Source organism: Rhizobium sp. C104 (assembly GCF_022354505.1).
GTDB classification, from domain to species: domain Bacteria; phylum Pseudomonadota; class Alphaproteobacteria; order Rhizobiales; family Rhizobiaceae; genus Rhizobium; species Rhizobium redzepovicii.
In genome coordinates, this window is record NZ_CP092348.1 from 3,873,809 (window position 1) to 3,889,550 (window position 15,742).

11 protein-coding genes, 1 tRNA gene and 2 pseudogenes are annotated in these 15,742 nt (G+C 62.0%); 9 read left to right on the forward strand and 5 right to left on the reverse strand.

The genetic code is table 11. The features are described 5' to 3' along the window. Window position 1 precedes the first annotated feature (1 nt). The 3 genes from MF410_RS20195 to MF410_RS20205 form a co-directional block, all read right to left on the reverse strand. On the reverse strand, window positions 2-1,336 hold the full coding sequence (locus MF410_RS20195) for a glucoamylase family protein (RefSeq protein WP_097624982.1): 1,335 nt from the start codon (window positions 1,334-1,336) through the stop codon (window positions 2-4). A gap of 266 nt (window positions 1,337-1,602) precedes the next feature. Next, a complete protein-coding gene (locus tag MF410_RS20200; RefSeq protein WP_097624981.1) occupies window positions 1,603-3,384 on the reverse strand; it encodes a gamma-glutamyltransferase family protein in 1,782 nt (593 codons plus the stop codon). Window positions 3,385-3,455: 71 nt separating this feature from the next. Continuing rightward, the gene (locus tag MF410_RS20205; RefSeq protein WP_097624980.1) at window positions 3,456-4,898 is read right to left on the reverse strand and encodes a M81 family metallopeptidase; all 1,443 of its coding nucleotides are present in this window, start codon (window positions 4,896-4,898) and stop codon (window positions 3,456-3,458) included. 185 nt (window positions 4,899-5,083) lie between these two features. Here MF410_RS20205 and MF410_RS20210 point away from each other — a divergent pair. Beyond that, window positions 5,084-5,359 (forward strand): annotated as a pseudogene (locus MF410_RS20210) (HNH endonuclease); the annotation flags it as partial. A gap of 130 nt (window positions 5,360-5,489) precedes the next feature. Here MF410_RS20210 and MF410_RS20215 read toward each other — a convergent pair. Further along, window positions 5,490-5,564, reverse strand: a tRNA-Gly gene (locus tag MF410_RS20215). Between the two features lie 256 nt (window positions 5,565-5,820). Here MF410_RS20215 and MF410_RS20220 point away from each other — a divergent pair. The 4 genes from MF410_RS20220 (at window position 5,821) to MF410_RS20235 (ending at window position 8,423) form a co-directional block, all read left to right on the forward strand. Further along, window positions 5,821-6,330, forward strand: a complete 510-nt coding sequence (locus MF410_RS20220) for a prolyl-tRNA synthetase associated domain-containing protein (protein WP_097624979.1) — start codon at window positions 5,821-5,823, stop codon at window positions 6,328-6,330. Window positions 6,331-6,386: 56 nt separating this feature from the next. Beyond that, window positions 6,387-7,361: a thioredoxin gene (trxA, locus tag MF410_RS20225; RefSeq protein ID WP_097624978.1), complete on the forward strand. Its 975-nt coding sequence runs from the start codon at window positions 6,387-6,389 to the stop codon at window positions 7,359-7,361. Window positions 7,362-7,538: 177 nt separating this feature from the next. Further along, complete coding sequence (locus tag MF410_RS20230) at window positions 7,539-8,225, forward strand: LON peptidase substrate-binding domain-containing protein (RefSeq protein WP_172643304.1); 687 nt, start codon at window positions 7,539-7,541, stop codon at window positions 8,223-8,225. A 9-nt stretch (window positions 8,226-8,234) separates the two neighbouring features. Continuing rightward, window positions 8,235-8,423: a Trm112 family protein gene (locus MF410_RS20235; protein WP_003589705.1), complete on the forward strand. Its 189-nt coding sequence runs from the start codon at window positions 8,235-8,237 to the stop codon at window positions 8,421-8,423. An 18-nt stretch (window positions 8,424-8,441) separates the two neighbouring features. On the opposite strand, the gene MF410_RS20240 is transcribed toward MF410_RS20235, so the two are convergent. Continuing rightward, window positions 8,442-9,656, reverse strand: coding sequence for a ubiquinone biosynthesis hydroxylase (locus MF410_RS20240; RefSeq protein ID WP_097624977.1), 1,215 nt, complete (start codon window positions 9,654-9,656; stop codon window positions 8,442-8,444). Window positions 9,657-9,740: 84 nt separating this feature from the next. Between MF410_RS20240 and tesB the strand changes: the two genes are divergently transcribed. The 4 genes and pseudogenes from tesB to MF410_RS20260 all read left to right on the forward strand — a co-directional run bounded on the left by tesB (window position 9,741) and on the right by MF410_RS20260 (window position 15,624). Further along, a complete protein-coding gene (tesB, locus tag MF410_RS20245; protein ID WP_097624976.1) occupies window positions 9,741-10,625 on the forward strand; it encodes an acyl-CoA thioesterase II in 885 nt (294 codons plus the stop codon). Between the two features lie 221 nt (window positions 10,626-10,846). Then, entirely contained in the window at window positions 10,847-11,197 is a 351-nt protein-coding gene (locus MF410_RS20250) for a P-II family nitrogen regulator (RefSeq protein ID WP_003543684.1), read from the forward strand. 25 nt (window positions 11,198-11,222) lie between these two features. Continuing rightward, window positions 11,223-12,656, forward strand: a complete 1,434-nt coding sequence (locus tag MF410_RS20255) for an ammonium transporter (protein WP_097624975.1) — start codon at window positions 11,223-11,225, stop codon at window positions 12,654-12,656. Between the two features lie 279 nt (window positions 12,657-12,935). Next, a pseudogene (locus MF410_RS20260) lies at window positions 12,936-15,624 on the forward strand (DNA translocase FtsK). Window positions 15,625-15,742 lie beyond the last annotated feature (118 nt).

Sequence of the window (15,742 nt, forward strand, 5' to 3'; positions counted from 1 at the left end):
TTCAGCCGAACTTGCGCACCACTTCTTCCGGTTCGATGCCTTCGAGCCAGCCGCCGGTGAAGCCGGCGCGCTCGAGCCCGAGGCGGATGGCCGGCGATTGCCGCATCAGTTTCCAGATGAAGTCGGAGCGCTCGTTCTCGATGGTCATGACGACGAGACCCTGGTCGATGCCGACGGTGCGGTCATCGACCCAGCCTTCCGGCCGCTTGGTCTTGACGGTCGGGTTGAAGCCACCAGGAAAGCCGCCTTCCAGAAGCAGGTTCGGATAGCTGGTCAGCAGCGCCTTGGTGCCGTCGAGAGCCGCCTGCCGGTCGTAGGGCAGGCAGGCAAGCGCGGCCCAGGGCGCGATCGTGCCGTCGTCCGGGCCGAGTGGCGCGCCACGGGCGGCGTAACCCAGAACCTTCGGCTGGCGGCCGCCGCGCATGCGCCGTGTCGGCGGCGGACCGTCGCAGGCGGAGAAACCCCAGATATTCCGGTTATAGCCGACGAACTGGCCGGGATTGCGCTCGGCATAATCCCGCTGGACGTTGATCATCACCTGGGTGTTGCGGAAATAGTCCCAGTTCCGCTCTGCCATCGGTCTGTCCTGAATGCCGCGGAAATCGATCCAGGCATGGGAGAAGAGGTGGATGAACAGTGGACCGGCATAGAGATAGGGCTGCTCGCCATGCATCATCCAGGAATAGCTCGACGTAAAAGCGTCGTAGCATGACTGCGGGATGGGGTGCGTGGGCGATGCGAGCGCCAGCGCATAGAGGATGATCGCCTCGTCGAAGCCGTGATAGCGCCAGCGCAGGAAGCCGGAAGAGGGCTTCCAGCCCATGGCAATCGTATCGCCCTTGTTCAGGGCCCAGCGCCAGTCGACGCGCTCGTAGATGAAGGTCGCGAGCGCGCGGATTTCCGTTTCCGTCTCGTCGTCTTCGCGATCGAAATACTGCGCTGCCGTTAGGATGCCGGCGATAAGCAGTGCCGTGTCGATGGTCGAGAGTTCACTGTTCCAGGCGCGATTGCCGGTATCCATGTGCAGGAAATGGTAGAAGAAGCCGCGGTGGCCCGTTGCGTGACGTTCCTCGCCCTGACGCGCCTCGGCAAAGAAACGCAGCGTATTGACCGTCCGTTCGGCTGCTTCCCTGCGGGTGATCCAGCAACGTTCGACACCGACAGGATAGGAGGAAAGGGCAAAGCCGACGGCTGCGATGCTCGCCGGCACGCCGCCGATCGAAGTATCGGCCACCAGGCCGTTTTCGGGATTGGTATATTTCAGGAAGTACTTGAACGCCGAATGCTGCAGCCTGTCGACGAGCGCTGCATCAATGTCTTCAATCCGTTGCAGCATAGGCTCCTACCCAACTGTTGCATCGCCCCATGCTTGAACATGGCGACCGTCCCCGGGCAAATCAAACCTTTTTGATTCGCAGGGATAAGAGAACACAAATGGGCGGAAGTGGTCGTTAATAATTATTGGTGAAATAATATCTAGCAGAAGTCATATAAGCAGTGCAGCAAAAAGGGTGGGCCGTGCGCCACCGGCCCGGGTTATTTTCCCGTAATACTTGTTGCCTCCACCCTCCGGGGAAGCGGCCGACGACGCGCGCTCCGGCGCTATCGTCCGACCGCATAGGCCTGCATGAGACGCGGGGTGGCCGCAGCGCGCAGCAGCCCGTCGGCATCGCGCCGCGCTGCGGTCAGCCGGCCGATGGTCCAGGGATCGGTAACCGTCAGCCTGTGGCCCTTGCGGGCGAGCGCATCAAGCACATCGGGGCCGAAATTCGCCTCCGCCATCAGGCTGCCCGGCTCGCGGGTGCGCGGATAGAAGGAACTCGGAAAATGGGCTGTGTGAAACAGCGGCCGGTCGATCGCCGCCTGCAGGTTCAGCTTGTGATTGACATGGCGCAGGAAGAAGGAGAGCTGCCATTGTTCCTGCTGGTCGCCGCCCGGCGTGCCGAAGGCCAGTGTCGGGCGGCCCTCGTAAAGGCCCAGCGAGGGCGTCAGTGTCGTGCGCGGACGCTTTCCCGGCGCCAGCGAGGTCGGCAGTTCCGGCTTCAGCCAGAACATCTGGGCCCGGGAATTGAGGCAGAAGCCGAGGCCGGGAACGGTTGGTGAAGACTGCAGCCAACCGCCGGATGGCGTGACGGAGACCATGTTGCCGTCGCGGTCGATCACGTCGATATGCACGGTGTCGCCGCGTTTTTCCAGATGCGCCATGGTCGGTTCGTAGACGGCGCCCGTCTTGGACGCAGCGCCGAGCATCGTCATCGTCAGATCATGCTGCGTTTCGAAACCTGGAACGATGCCGGGGCGAAGATCAAGGGAGGCGTCCGCGCCGATCAGCTTGCGGCGCTCGCTCGCATAGGCATCCGACAGCAGATGGGTGACGGGAACCTCGGAAAAATCGGGATCGCCATAATAGACCTCGCGATCGGCGAAGGCGAGTTTCATCGCTTCGGTAACGGTATGGACGAAATCGGCGCCATCAGGGTTCATCGCGGCGAGATCGAAACCTTTGAGGATCGACAGGGTCTGCAGGAAGACCGGACCCTGGCCCCAGGGACCGGTCTTGGCGATCGTCCAGCCGTGATAGTCATAGGTCAGCGGCTCCTCGATCGTTGCCGACCAGGTCGCCATGTCGTTGGCGGTCAGCACGCCTTTATGGCGGCTGCCGCTCGCATCCATCACTTCGGCGGTCTTCAGATAGGTATCGATCTTTTCGGCGATGAAGCCGCGGTAGAAGGCGTCGCGTGCCGCCTCCACCTGTGCCTCCTGGCCGCTCTTTGCCTCGGCTTCGGCAATGACGCGCTTCCAGGTTTCGGCAAGCACCGGATTCCTGAAATTCGCCTGTGCTGCGGGGACGCTGCCGCCGGGCAGCCAGGTCGCGTAGGAGGTCGGCCATTCCTTTTCGAAGAAGGCCGCAAGCCCCTTGATGGTCGCGGAGACGCGCGACAGCAGGGGATGGCCGTCCTCGGCGTAATAGATCGCCGGTTCCAGAACGTCGCGCACGCTCATCGTGCCGTAGTCACGCAGCATCAGCATCCAGCCGTCGAAGGCGCCGGGGATGACTGTCGCAAGCAGGCCGTCGCCGGGGATCAGCGTCAGGCCTTCGCTGGTATAATGCTCGATCGTCGCGCCGGCGGGTGCCGGCCCCTGGGCCGAGATGACCTCGACCTTGTCCTTCTTCTTGGAATAAATCACCGCGGGCAGGTCGCCGCCCGGGCCGCAGAGATGCGGCTCGACGATCTGCAGCACGAATCCGGTCGCCACCGCGGCATCGAAGGCATTGCCGCCCTTTTCGAGAATGCTCATGCCGACCGCCGAGCCGATCCAGTGGGTCGAGGTAACGACACCGAAGGTGCCGAGGATTTCGGGACGGGTCGTGAATTCGGTCATTCGGGACGCCCTTCTGGCCGGATGTCTTTTCTGGCCGAATGTCTTTCCTGGGAAGTCGGATGGTTCGAAGCTCAGGCGCGCGCCGAGCGCGCGGAGAGAAAGACCTGCGGCTCGAAGACAAAATCCTTATCGAAGGGGTAGGTCGGATGCTGTTTGCGCAGCCGTGGCAGGCGCTCGACGAACTGGTCGACGACACCTGTCGACAGCGCCATCAGGTTCGGATTGGCGATCGGCGCCAGCTCGGGCGAGAGATATCCCGATTTGACGACGATGATCCTGGCGCCGTGCGGATCAAGTCCGAGCCGGGTGAAATCGACGATATTGTGATAGGGCCGGCGTTTTGCGGAGAGCACAAGATCGATGCCATCGATCGAAACCACTGCCTGGCGGTCGGCCGGGTCCGACGTTTCGTGCAGGAATTTCACGGTGAAGCGGGCCGTGACCGGTTGGCTGCCCTTGGTGTCGAGCGAGGCGCCGACGCTGAGATCGAGCGCCGCGCCGATGCCGCCGGCATAACAGTCCTCGGTCGCCGCCCTGTCGGCAATGCCGGCGAAAACAACGCCCGTCGCACCCTTGGCGATCAGCTCGGCCAGCACGTCGGCCCGGTCACCGACGCCACCGCCTGTGGGGTTGTCGCCGGATTCGGCGAGCACGACAGGAGCGGTCGGGCTTGCGATGGCTTTCGCAACACATTCCTCGACCGAGCCGGTCTCGCAGCCGAAGACGAAATCTCCTCGTGCCTGCCAATAAGCCTTCGCGAGGCGTCTGGCTTCACGCTCCAGCACGGCCCGATCGGTGCCGGTCATGATGGCGGCGGCCGTGGCGCGCGGTTCGTCGGCCCAGACATAGCCGACCATTAAGGATGCGTCCCAGACGCCGTCGATCGCGTCGATCCCGGGCAGCATGTCGTAGAGGCTTTTAGCCGGCTCATCGACTGTGCTGGTGCGCTCGCCGGGCAGCACGACCGGGATCGGCGCCCAGAGAACGACCGGCCTCACGCCTGTTTTCAGGCTCTTCACCAGCATGGCGACCGAACGGCGCATCGTCTCCTCGACATCGACATGCGGCGCGGTGCGGTAGGTGGAATAGATGTCGAGCGCATCGATGATGCGCTGGGTGACGTTGCCGTGCAGGTCGTAGCTTGCCGAAACCGTGCAATCTTCGCCGACCAGCGCGCGGGCAGCACCGATCCAGTCGCCTTCGGCATCCTCCATGCCCTCGACATACATGGCGCCATGCATGGCGAGATAGAGACCGTCGAGCGGCAGCAGCGGTTTGAGTCGCTCGAGGAATTCGCTCTTGAAGGCCTCGTAGGCGGCGCGCGATACCGGACCGCCGGCAATGGCGCGGGCATGGATCGTCGGCAGGAATTCAGCGTCGTAATCCTTAAGGAAGCCGAAGTAAGAGGATTCCAGCAGTCCTGCCCCGCGCAAAACGCGAAAATCCTTCTCTTCGTTCAGGACGGGATTGTATGTGCTGCACTCGATATGAATGCCACCGACGGCGATTCGCATGAAGAACCTCAGATAATGTTAGGAGCGATCAGGATTTTATGGGTGATGTCGGCGCCGATGCGTCAGGGTGGGGGCGGCGGCGGCGGAAGGGGCTGAACTGAACATGAGAGTCTCGATCCGAAGACGTGTTCACTTTGCCTCGACAATAAGTTTACAGACGAAGCAATCAACCAAAATAAATTACAATCGATGCAGCGCATATCCGACCGGTCGAGGCGAGCGGTCCCGATATCGTCAGCAACGGAATTGCCCTATCCGGCACGGCCCATTGGATGTTCGATCGAGGATTGATCGGTCTGGCTGATGATATGGAGATTCTCATCTCACGAGACGTTAATGATCCCGACGCGCTACGGGGCCTGATCAATAACACCGGCCGCGCGATAATGCCCCGGCGCGCATTCGAACGACCGCATGTGCATTTTCTGCAATGGCATCGCGAACATTGCTTCAAGCGGTAAATCTGTCGGCTATTTTATTTGCTCGGGGATTGCAAAACGATAGCTAAGCCCGCGGCAGCGCACACGACGCCGTCACCCTGTCTCGGCTGCTTCCCGTACCCATGGCATCGGTATGAACAAGAGAGAAAACTGGAGCGGGCGAAGGGATTCGAACCCTCGACCCCAACCTTGGCAAGGTTGTGCTCTACCCCTGAGCTACACCCGCTCAATCCGCATCGGTCCGGGGTAGTTGTTGGACCGTGGGCGCCGCCTCGTGGCGACGGGCGCTATATGGCCTAACGGCTTTTCAAATGCAACAGGGAAATGACGAAGGGGCGAAGAAAAATTCGCAAGGTCGCATCAGGCCGGCGGAAAGGCCGCAAATGCGGGGGGTGAGCGTCGGTGGCGAAGATTGCCAAATGATGGGGACGGACTTAATCAAGATGCCTCGACTTTGTCCCCCCTGAGCAATGGATTGCCCGATGCCCGAAAATACCCCCAAGACCAGAGAAGAATTGTTCGCTTTCCTCGACGGGCTCGGCATTGCTCATAAGACGGTCGATCACGCGCCGGTTTTCACCGTGGCCGAATCGGTTGCGCTGCGCGACGAGATCCCCGGCGGCCACACCAAGAATCTTTTCATCAAAGACAAGAAGGACAGGTATTTTCTGCTGACCGTGGAGGAAAATGCCGAGGTCGACCTGAAGCAGGTTCACACTCTTATCGGCGGGTCCGGCCGGGTTTCCTTCGGCAGGGCGGAGAAGCTGATGGACTATCTCGGCGTCATCCCCGGCGCGGTCACGGCATTCGGGGCGATCAACGATACCGCGGGCAATGTCACTTTCGTGCTCGATGCGGATCTGATGCGCGAGGAAATCGTCAACTGCCATCCGCTCTCCAACGATGCGACGACATCAATTGCGAGCGGCGATCTTATCCGATTCATGGAAGCGACCGGGCATAAGCCGCTTGTCTTGAAAGTGACGTCCTGACATACGATTTTAGCGCTACAATGATGCCGGCTGGATCGGCGCGGCGGGAGATACCTATGAGCGGCAGTGACAACCCCTATAACGGTTCCTTCGGAAATCAGATGACGGCGACGACAAGCTTCGGCGCTCAGCCGGCAACCGCGGCTGCGGCAGGCGGCTACATCACCGACACGACGACCGCGAATTTCGGTAAGGACGTCATCGAGGAATCGCGCAATCAGCCGGTGCTGGTCGATTTCTGGGCGCCCTGGTGCGGGCCGTGCAAACAGCTGACGCCTGTTTTGGAGAAGGTGGTCAACGAAGCCAAGGGCCGCGTCCGGCTGGTCAAGATGAACATCGACGACCATCCCTCGATCGCCGGACAGCTCGGCATCCAGTCTATCCCCGCCGTCATCGCCTTCGTCAACGGCCGCCCCGCCGACGGCTTCATGGGCGCGGTGCCGGAAAGCCAGATTCAGCAGTTCATCGACCGTATCGCCGGTCCGGCCGGCGCCGACGAGGCGGCCGAGATCGAGGCCGTGCTCACCGAAGCCGCAGAATTGCTGGCCGCCGGCAATATCAATGAGGCAGCCCAGCTCTACGCCGCGGTGATGCAGGCCGATCCGGAAAATGCCAAGGCGGTTGCCGGAATGGCCGAATGCATGATCGCCGCAAACCAGCATGAGCGGGCGCGCCAAACTCTGACGGATCTGCCGGAAGAGCTGGCGAAAGACCCCGGCATCCAGGCGGTGCTGAAAAAGCTCGAACAGATCGAGGAAGCCCGCAAGCTCGGCGATCCCGTTGCGCTCGAACGTGATCTTGCCGTCAATCCCGACGACCACGAGGCGCGGCTGAAGCTTGCCAAGATCCTCAATGTCGAAGGCCGGCGCGACGAAGCGGCCGAGCACCTGCTGCTGATCATGCGCAAGGATCGCGCCTTTGACGATGACGGCGCCCGCCGCCAGCTGCTTCAGTTCTTCGAGGTCTGGGGTTTCAAGGATCCGGCGACGGTTTCGGCTCGGCGCAAGCTTTCGGCGATGCTGTTCTCCTAGGGCAACTGCGGCGTCCATAGGGCGCGGCAAGGCGCTGTACCGCTTTGAAGCCGCGTCCGATCCTGTTGAAAGTCGATTCCGATTTTCGGGGTTATGCGCTAAGTTTCGCGCATCTGCCCTTGCGTTTTTGGGCGCGGGCACCACATTCTCGTCAGGACGGGCATGCCCGTTAAAAGAATGCGGGACGGTTTCATGCAAGTCGGGAATGCCAGATACCTGAAGCCGGGCGATCTGCCTGATACGATCGCCGTCTTCCCCCTGACCGGTGCCCTTCTTCTGCCGGCCGGGCAGCTTCCGCTCAACATTTTCGAGCCGCGTTATCTGGCGATGCTGGATGCCGCACTGACGGGAAACCGGCTGATCGGCATGGTCCAGCCGGCGCTCGGCGAACACGAGGACAAGGGCGGCGATCCCAACCTTGCCGCTGTGGGTTGCCTCGGCCGCATCACCTCCTTCGCCGAGACCGGCGATGGGCGCTATATCGTCTCGCTGACCGGCGTCTGCCGTTTCCGGCTGCTGGAGGAGAAAACCACCAGCGATCCCTTCCGCACCTTCCGTATCGCTCCGTTCATCGCCGATCTCTCGGCCGCGAACGAGGAGGAGGCGGTCGACCGCGCGGCGCTTCTGACCGCCTTCAAGGCCTATCTCGATGCCAACAAGCTGGAAGCCGACTGGGAGAGCGTCGAGCGGGCGAGCAATCTGACGCTCGTCAATTCGCTGGCGATGATGTCGCCGTTCGGGCCGGCGGAAAAGCAGGCGCTGCTGGAGGCACCCGATCTCAAGACGCGGGCCGAAACGCTGATCGCCATTACCGAAATCGTGCTGGCGCGCGTCTTCGGTGACTCCGACACGGTTCTGCAGTAGACTTCAGCCATGGACGAAAAACTCAGCCGCGTCGATCCAAAGCTGCTCGATCTCCTGGTCTGCCCGCTCTCCAAGGGCCGGCTTTCCTATGATCGCGAGCACAATGAGCTTGTCTCGGAAAAGGCACGACTTGCCTATCCGATCCGCGACGGCATCCCGATCATGCTGGTCTCCGAAGCCCGCCGCCTTGACGAATAACGTCCCGGGAAATCGGCTTTAAATTGCTTGGCCGGCCAGCAGCCGCGGATTGTCCTTTGCCGTCGTTCCAGCCGCCTGACCGATGAAGAAGGATTTGAGGCGCGGCAGCCGGTCGACGAGGCCGAGACCGATGTCGCGGGCGATGCGGATCGGTGTTGCATCGTTGGAGAACAGCCGATTCAGCACGTCTGTCGTCATGCCCATACGGAAGGTGTCGAAGCGCCGCCAGGTCTGGTAGCGTTCGAGAATGTTGATCGAGCCGATATCGAGGCCTAGGCGATCGGCCTCGACGATCGTTTCGGCAAGGGCCGCCACATCCTTGAAGCCAAGATTCAGGCCCTGTCCCGAAATCGGGTGAATGCCATGCGCGGCGTCGCCGGCCAGCGCAAAACGCGGTGCGACGAAGGCGCGGGCGAGCGTCAGGCCAAGCGGAAAGGCGCGTTTGTCGCCGATGACCTTCAGCGCTCCGAGCTTGTGGCCGAAGCGGCGTTCGAGCTCCTCCTCGAAGACGAGATCGTCGGCGGCAATCAATCGGTCGGCGTCATGCGTCCGCTCCGTCCAGACCAGCGAGGAGCGGTTGTTGCGGAGCGGCAGGATGGCGAAGGGGCCGGCCGGCAGGAAATGCTCCTCGGCGCAGCCTTCATGCGGCCGCTCATGTTCGACCGTCGCAACGATGCCGGACTGGCCGTAGCCCCAGGTGACGGTCTTGATGCCGGCGAGGTCGCGCAGTTTCGAGCGCACGCCGTCGCAGGCCACCAGCAGCCGGCTCTCCAACGTGCTGCCGTCCGCAAGCGTGATAGTGACATGACTGTCTTCGGTCTTCAGCTCGGTGGCGCCGAGCCCATGGCGGATGTCGATACCGAGGCGCTCGCAGACACCGCGCAGGGCTGCGACCATCGTCACATTCGGGATCATGTGGGCGAAAGGCCGGCCCTCGGCCACTTCGCCGTCGAAGGTGAGAAAAACCGGGCGGACCGGATCTGAGGTTTTGGAATCGGTGACGATCATCTTGGTGATCGGCTGCGCTGCCGGCTCGATCTCGTTCCAGATACCGAAGATTTCGAGCATCTTCGCTGCCGCCGCAATGACGGCCGAAGCGCGCGTGTCGTTTTTCCAGACATGCTCGGGGGCCGCCTCGACGACCGCGACGTTCAGATGAGGTGCCGCCTGCTTGACCGCGACGGCGGCGGAAAGGCCGACATAACCCCCGCCCACAACCAGCATATCAAGCATCGCGCCGCTCCCGTACCTTGTGCCCCAGATGTGACCTATATAGATCATCGCAACTTCACTTCCTACCGCCGGGAGGCATACAAAATGATGCGCGAAACATCAGGGCCTTCGGCGATGGAGACGCTGCTTTCGACGCTCGACCTGGAGCCGATCGAGGTCGATATCTTCCGCGGGCGCAGCCCGCAGGCCGGCTGGCAGCGGGTCTTCGGCGGCCAGGTCATCGGCCAGGCGTTGATGGCGGCGCAACGCACCATCGAGGTCGAGCGTTTCGTCCATTCGCTGCATGCTTATTTCATGCGTCCCGGCGATCCCTCGGTGCCGATCATCTACCAGGCGGAGCGGATCCGCGACGGATCAAGTTTCAATACCCGGCGCGTCGTCGCCATCCAGCACGGCAAGGCGATCTTCACGCTGTCAGCTTCCTTCCAGGTGGAGGAGCCGGGCTTCGACCACCAGATCGCCATGCCCGAGGTCGAAATGCCGGAAGCGCTGCTCGGCGAACAGCAGATCAAGGACCAGTACCTGACGCATGCGCCGGAGGCGATCCGAAAATACTGGCAGCGCGAGCGGCCGATCGAGATCCGCCCCGTCTCGCTGACACATTATTTTTCCGACAAGAAGCTCGCCCCCAAACAGGATGTCTGGGTGCGCGCCACCGGCCCGGTTCCCGACGACCGGCTCTATCAGGCGGCGGTTCTTGCCTATCTTTCGGACATGACGCTGCTTGATACCTCGCTCTATGCCCACGGCACGTCCATCTTCGACCAGAGCCTGCAAGTGGCGAGCCTCGATCATTCCATGTGGTTCCACAGACCGTGCAAGCTCGACGACTGGCTGCTCTATACGCAGGACAGCCCGTCGGCTTCGGGCGCCAGAGGGCTGACCCGGGGCAGCCTCTTTACCCGATCGGGTGAGCTGATCGCTTCCGTTGCACAGGAAGGTCTGATTCGGAAAAAGGCAAATGAATAAATAATATGCATCTTTGAAAAATTGCGCATTATTTGTGCGCTTGTTGGGCGGTCATTTGCCGGTCATTTGCCTGTTTATTGGCACCATATATTATAGTTGTTGTTTTTCAATAAGTTATATCTCGCTTCGAATCTGGCACGTCCTTTGAATGTATATCGCCGGTCGCTGTTCAGGAACGTCAGCGGCAAGGAGAGTCGGCTCCGTGCCGAGGATAACGAAGGATGGGAAACCAGATGAAAATTGTGATGGCTATTATCAAGCCGTTCAAGCTCGATGAGGTCCGCGAAGCTCTTACGGCGATCGGCATTCAGGGGCTGACCGTGACCGAGGTGAAGGGCTACGGGCGCCAGAAGGGGCACACCGAAATCTATCGCGGCACCGAATATGCAGTCAGCTTCCTGCCGAAGCTCAAGATCGAAATCGCCGTTGCATCCGAACTCGTCGACAGGGCGGTCGAAGCCATCGCGGCGTCGGCCAAGACCGGTCAGATCGGCGACGGCAAGATTTTCGTCTATTCGATCGACCATGCCGTGCGCATCCGTACGGGCGAAACCGATTCAGAAGCGCTGTAAGCGGCAGATCAAGGAGCTTTTTTCAATGTCGATTTCGAAGTTTTCTTCCCCCTTTGCGCTGATCTGCGCAACGTCGGCCGCGCTTCTGGCGCCGGTTGTCGCTTTCGCGCAGGAAGCTGCGCCCGCCGCTGCCACCACCGCTGCTGCCGCTCCTGCCTTCACCATGGACAAGGGTGACAATGCCTGGATGCTCATCTCCTCGGCACTCGTCCTGCTGATGACCATCCCCGGCCTTGCGCTGTTCTACGGCGGTCTCGTGCGCGCCAAGAACATGCTCTCCGTACTGATGCAGGTGTTCATGATCACCGCCGTCGTGGCGCTGCTCTGGGTCACCTATGGCTATTCGCTCGCCTTCACCGACGGCGGCTCGCTGAACAGCTTCGTCGGCGGCTTCTCCAAGGCGTTCCTCGCCGGCGTCAACACCTCGTCGCTCGCCGAAACCTTCTCGAAGGGCGTCGCCATTCCGGAATACACCTTCATCGTCTTCCAGATGACCTTCGCCTGCATCACGCCCGGCCTGATCGTCGGCGCATTCGCCGAGCGCATCAAGTTCTCGGCCGTCATGCTCTTCGTCGTGCTCTGGGTCACCTTCATCTACTTCCCGATGGCGCACATGGTCTGGTTCTGGGGCGGTCCGAGCTCCTACACCTCGCCGGCCGGCCTGATCTTCTCCTACGGCGCAATCGACTTTGCCGGCGGCACGGTCGTCCACATCAATGCCGGTATCGCCGGCCTCGTCGGCGCCATCATGCTCGGCAAGCGCACCGGCTATAAGAAGGAAATCATGGCTCCGCATTCGATGACCCTGACCATGGTCGGCGCATCGCTGCTCTGGGTTGGCTGGTTCGGCTTCAATGCCGGCTCCAATCTCGAAGCCAATGGCTACGCCTCGCTTGCCTTTATCAACACCTTCGTCGCGACGGCTGCTGCCGCCGTCTCCTGGTGCATCATCGAAAGCCTGACCCGCGGCAAGGCTTCAATGCTCGGCGGCGCCTCCGGTGCGGTTGCCGGTCTCGTCGCCATCACCCCGGCTGCCGGTTTTGCCGGCCCTATGGGCTCGATCGTTCTCGGCCTGATCGTCTCGCCGGTCTGCTACTTCTTCGTCGACGTCGTGAAGAACAAGTTCAATTACGATGACAGCCTTGACGTCTTCGGCGTGCATTGCGTCGGCGGCATCATCGGCGCACTCGGCACCGGTATCCTCGTCAATCCGGCGCTCGGCGGTGCAGGCATCGTCGATTATTCCACCGCCGATTTTGCTGCCTCCTACGCCGGCACGGCAACCCAGGTCTTGGCCCAGGCCAAGGGCGTTCTGACGACGCTTCTGTGGTCGGGCATCGGTTCGGCGATCCTCTACAAGATCGTCGACGTCGTCATCGGCCTGCGCGTGAGCGTCGAAGCCGAGCGCGAAGGCCTCGACCTTTCGACCCACGGCGAAGCCGCCTACCACGCCTCTTGATCGCAGCGTTTGCGGCGCCCGGCACAAGGGCGCCGCTTCACGGCCCGTCGCGGCCTATCTAGAGCTTTTCCGGGTTAGACCCGGAAAAGCTGTCATAGACCGCATTTGGCCCGAACCTTTCCAGGTTCGGGCTTTTTTTGATTTCCATGCCCGGAATGCCCGTCCAGGCATGCATGGTTAACATCGCTTTAACCCGGCTCTGATTAGGTGGAGCGGACGCATTTTGGCATGGCGAAGCTTCGGTGATTCGCATGCGCAGGCATTGGACGGGTTAGACACATGGCAAGAAGCACGTCGCCGGCGATGGATGGCCGTCCGGATCGGTTCTCCTTCTCGGCATTCATGCTGCGGCAGATCCAGGCGCTCATCGGCTTTGCGATCTTTCTACTGCTGGCGCTCTGCGTCGCGGCGCTGGCGACATGGAACGTCGCGGATCCGAGCTATTCCTATGCCACGGCCAATCTGCCGACGAATATCCTCGGTTACAGCGGCGCCGCCTTCGCTGATATCGTCATGCAGTTCCTCGGCCTTGCCAGCGTCGTTTCGATGCTGCCGATCGTCGCCTGGGCGCTGACGCTGATCTCGGGCCGCCGCTTCAGCCGCATTCCTGCCCGTGCCGGCGCCTGGCTTGCCGGTACGGTGCTGTCCTGCGCCGTGATCGGCTGCTTTCCGCCGCCGCTCACCTGGCCGATCCCGAACGGCATCGGTGGCGTCGTCGGTGATATGATCCTGCGTTTTCCCGCGCTCTTCGTCGGCGCCTATCCGACCGGCACCTTCGCCATGGTTGTCGGCTGCATCTTTGCGGTGCCGACCGCCTGGATGATGCTGTTTGCCTCGGGCCTCGTCGGCCGCAGCGACGCGGACGACGAAATAGAGGACGATTACGTCGAGACGACTAGCAAGGCGCGGGTCGTCGGCGACGAGGACGAGGAGGACGAGTTCGCGCTGGGTCGCTTTCAGCGGCGCGATGACCCATGCCTGGTACATGAGCCAGGGACGGCTGCGCCGCCTCCTCGGCATGGGACCGCGCAAGCGCCGCCAGGGCGATTTCGAATCGCCCTATGATTTCAACGATGATGAGTTTGGCACGCTGAACGAACCGGTTCGCGCCAAGGCGCCGGCTGCGCGCGGCGAGCGGATGGAACCGTCGATGGAGCCATCGATGGGAGCAAGGGCGGCTTCGCCGCGCCGCATTGTCGCGGCACCGTCGCTTTCCATCGATGACGAGGATGACGACGACGACCTGCCTTTCGACCCCGACATGCCGCCGCGCCCGGCCGATATCCTGCCTGACGACGATGATGACGACTGGATGATCCGCGCGCCGGCGAAAGCCGTCGGCAAGCCGGAGCCGCGCGTCGTTCCCGCCGTTACGCGTCCGAAGCCCGGCGCCCGCGTCGAGCGGGAGGCGCAGGGGTCGTTCATTCGTCCTGAAGGTTTCCAGCTTCCTTCGATGCATCTGCTTGCCGAACCGAAGAATGTCGTGCGCGATTCGACGCTTTCTGCCGATGCGCTGGAGCAGAATGCCCGCATGCTCGAAGGCGTGCTCGAAGATTTCGGCGTCAAGGGCGAGATCATCCATGTCCGCCCCGGTCCGGTCGTCACGCTCTATGAACTGGAGCCGGCGCCCGGCATCAAGTCGTCGCGGGTCATCGGTCTTGCCGACGATATCGCCCGCTCGATGAGCGCCATCGCCGCCCGCGTCGCCGTCGTGCCCGGCCGCAACGCGATCGGCATCGAATTGCCGAACCAGACGCGCGAGACCGTTTATCTGCGCGAACTTATCGCTTCCCGCGATTTCGACGGCAGCAAGGCCAAGCTCGCCATGGCGCTCGGCAAGACGATCGGCGGCGAGGCCGTCATAGCCGACCTCGCCAAGATGCCGCATCTGCTCGTCGCCGGCACCACCGGCTCGGGCAAGTCGGTCGCCATCAACACGATGATCCTGTCGCTGCTCTACCGCATGACGCCGGAACAGTGCCGGCTGATCATGATCGACCCGAAAATGCTCGAACTTTCCGTCTATGACGGCATCCCGCATCTGCTTTCGCCCGTGGTCACCGATCCGAAGAAGGCCGTCGTCGCGCTCAAATGGACCGTGCGCGAGATGGAAGAGCGCTACAAGAAGATGTCGAAGATCGGTGTCCGCAACATCGACGGCTTCAACACCCGCGTCGAGCAGGCCTTGTCGAAGGGCGAGGCGATCTCGCGCACGGTGCAGACCGGCTTCGACCGCCACACCGGCGAGGCAATGTACGAGACCGAAGAATTCGACCTCAAGCCGATGCCCTATATCGTCGTCATCATCGACGAAATGGCCGACCTGATGATGGTCGCCGGTAAGGATATCGAAGGCGCTGTCCAGCGCCTGGCGCAGATGGCGCGCGCGGCCGGCATCCACGTGATCATGGCGACGCAGCGCCCGTCGGTCGACGTCATCACCGGTACGATCAAGGCGAACTTCCCGACCCGCATCTCCTTCCAGGTGACCTCGAAGATCGACAGCCGCACCATTCTCGGCGAACAGGGCGCCGAGCAGCTGCTTGGCATGGGCGACATGCTCTACATGGCGGGCGGCGGACGCATTCAGCGTGTGCACGGCCCGTTCGTCTCCGATGTCGAGGTGGAAGAGATCGTCTCCTACCTGAAGACCCAAGGCTCGCCGCAATATCTCGACGCGATCACCGCCGATGACGACGAGGATGGCGATTACGGCGGCGGTGGCGGCGGCCCTGCCGGTACGTCGCACCTTTCGGATTCGGAAGATCCTTACGATCAGGCCGTCGCCATCGTGCTGCGGGATGGCAAGGCCTCGACCTCCTACGTCCAGCGCCGGCTGGGCATCGGCTACAACCGGGCCGCCTCTCTCATCGAGCGGATGGAGAAGGAAGGCATCATCGGTCCAGCCAACCATGCGGGCAAACGCGAAATTCTCGTTCCCACAGAAGGCGACATCCTCGACCGCTGAAATAATCGGCATATATTTCCAATGGGGGCCGCTTTTGCGGAAACCTGACGGCAGCCAAGCCGTTACCTCACTCGGGCTCGATCGCAATGCCTTGAAGACGCCGCCTTTCGGCAGCATG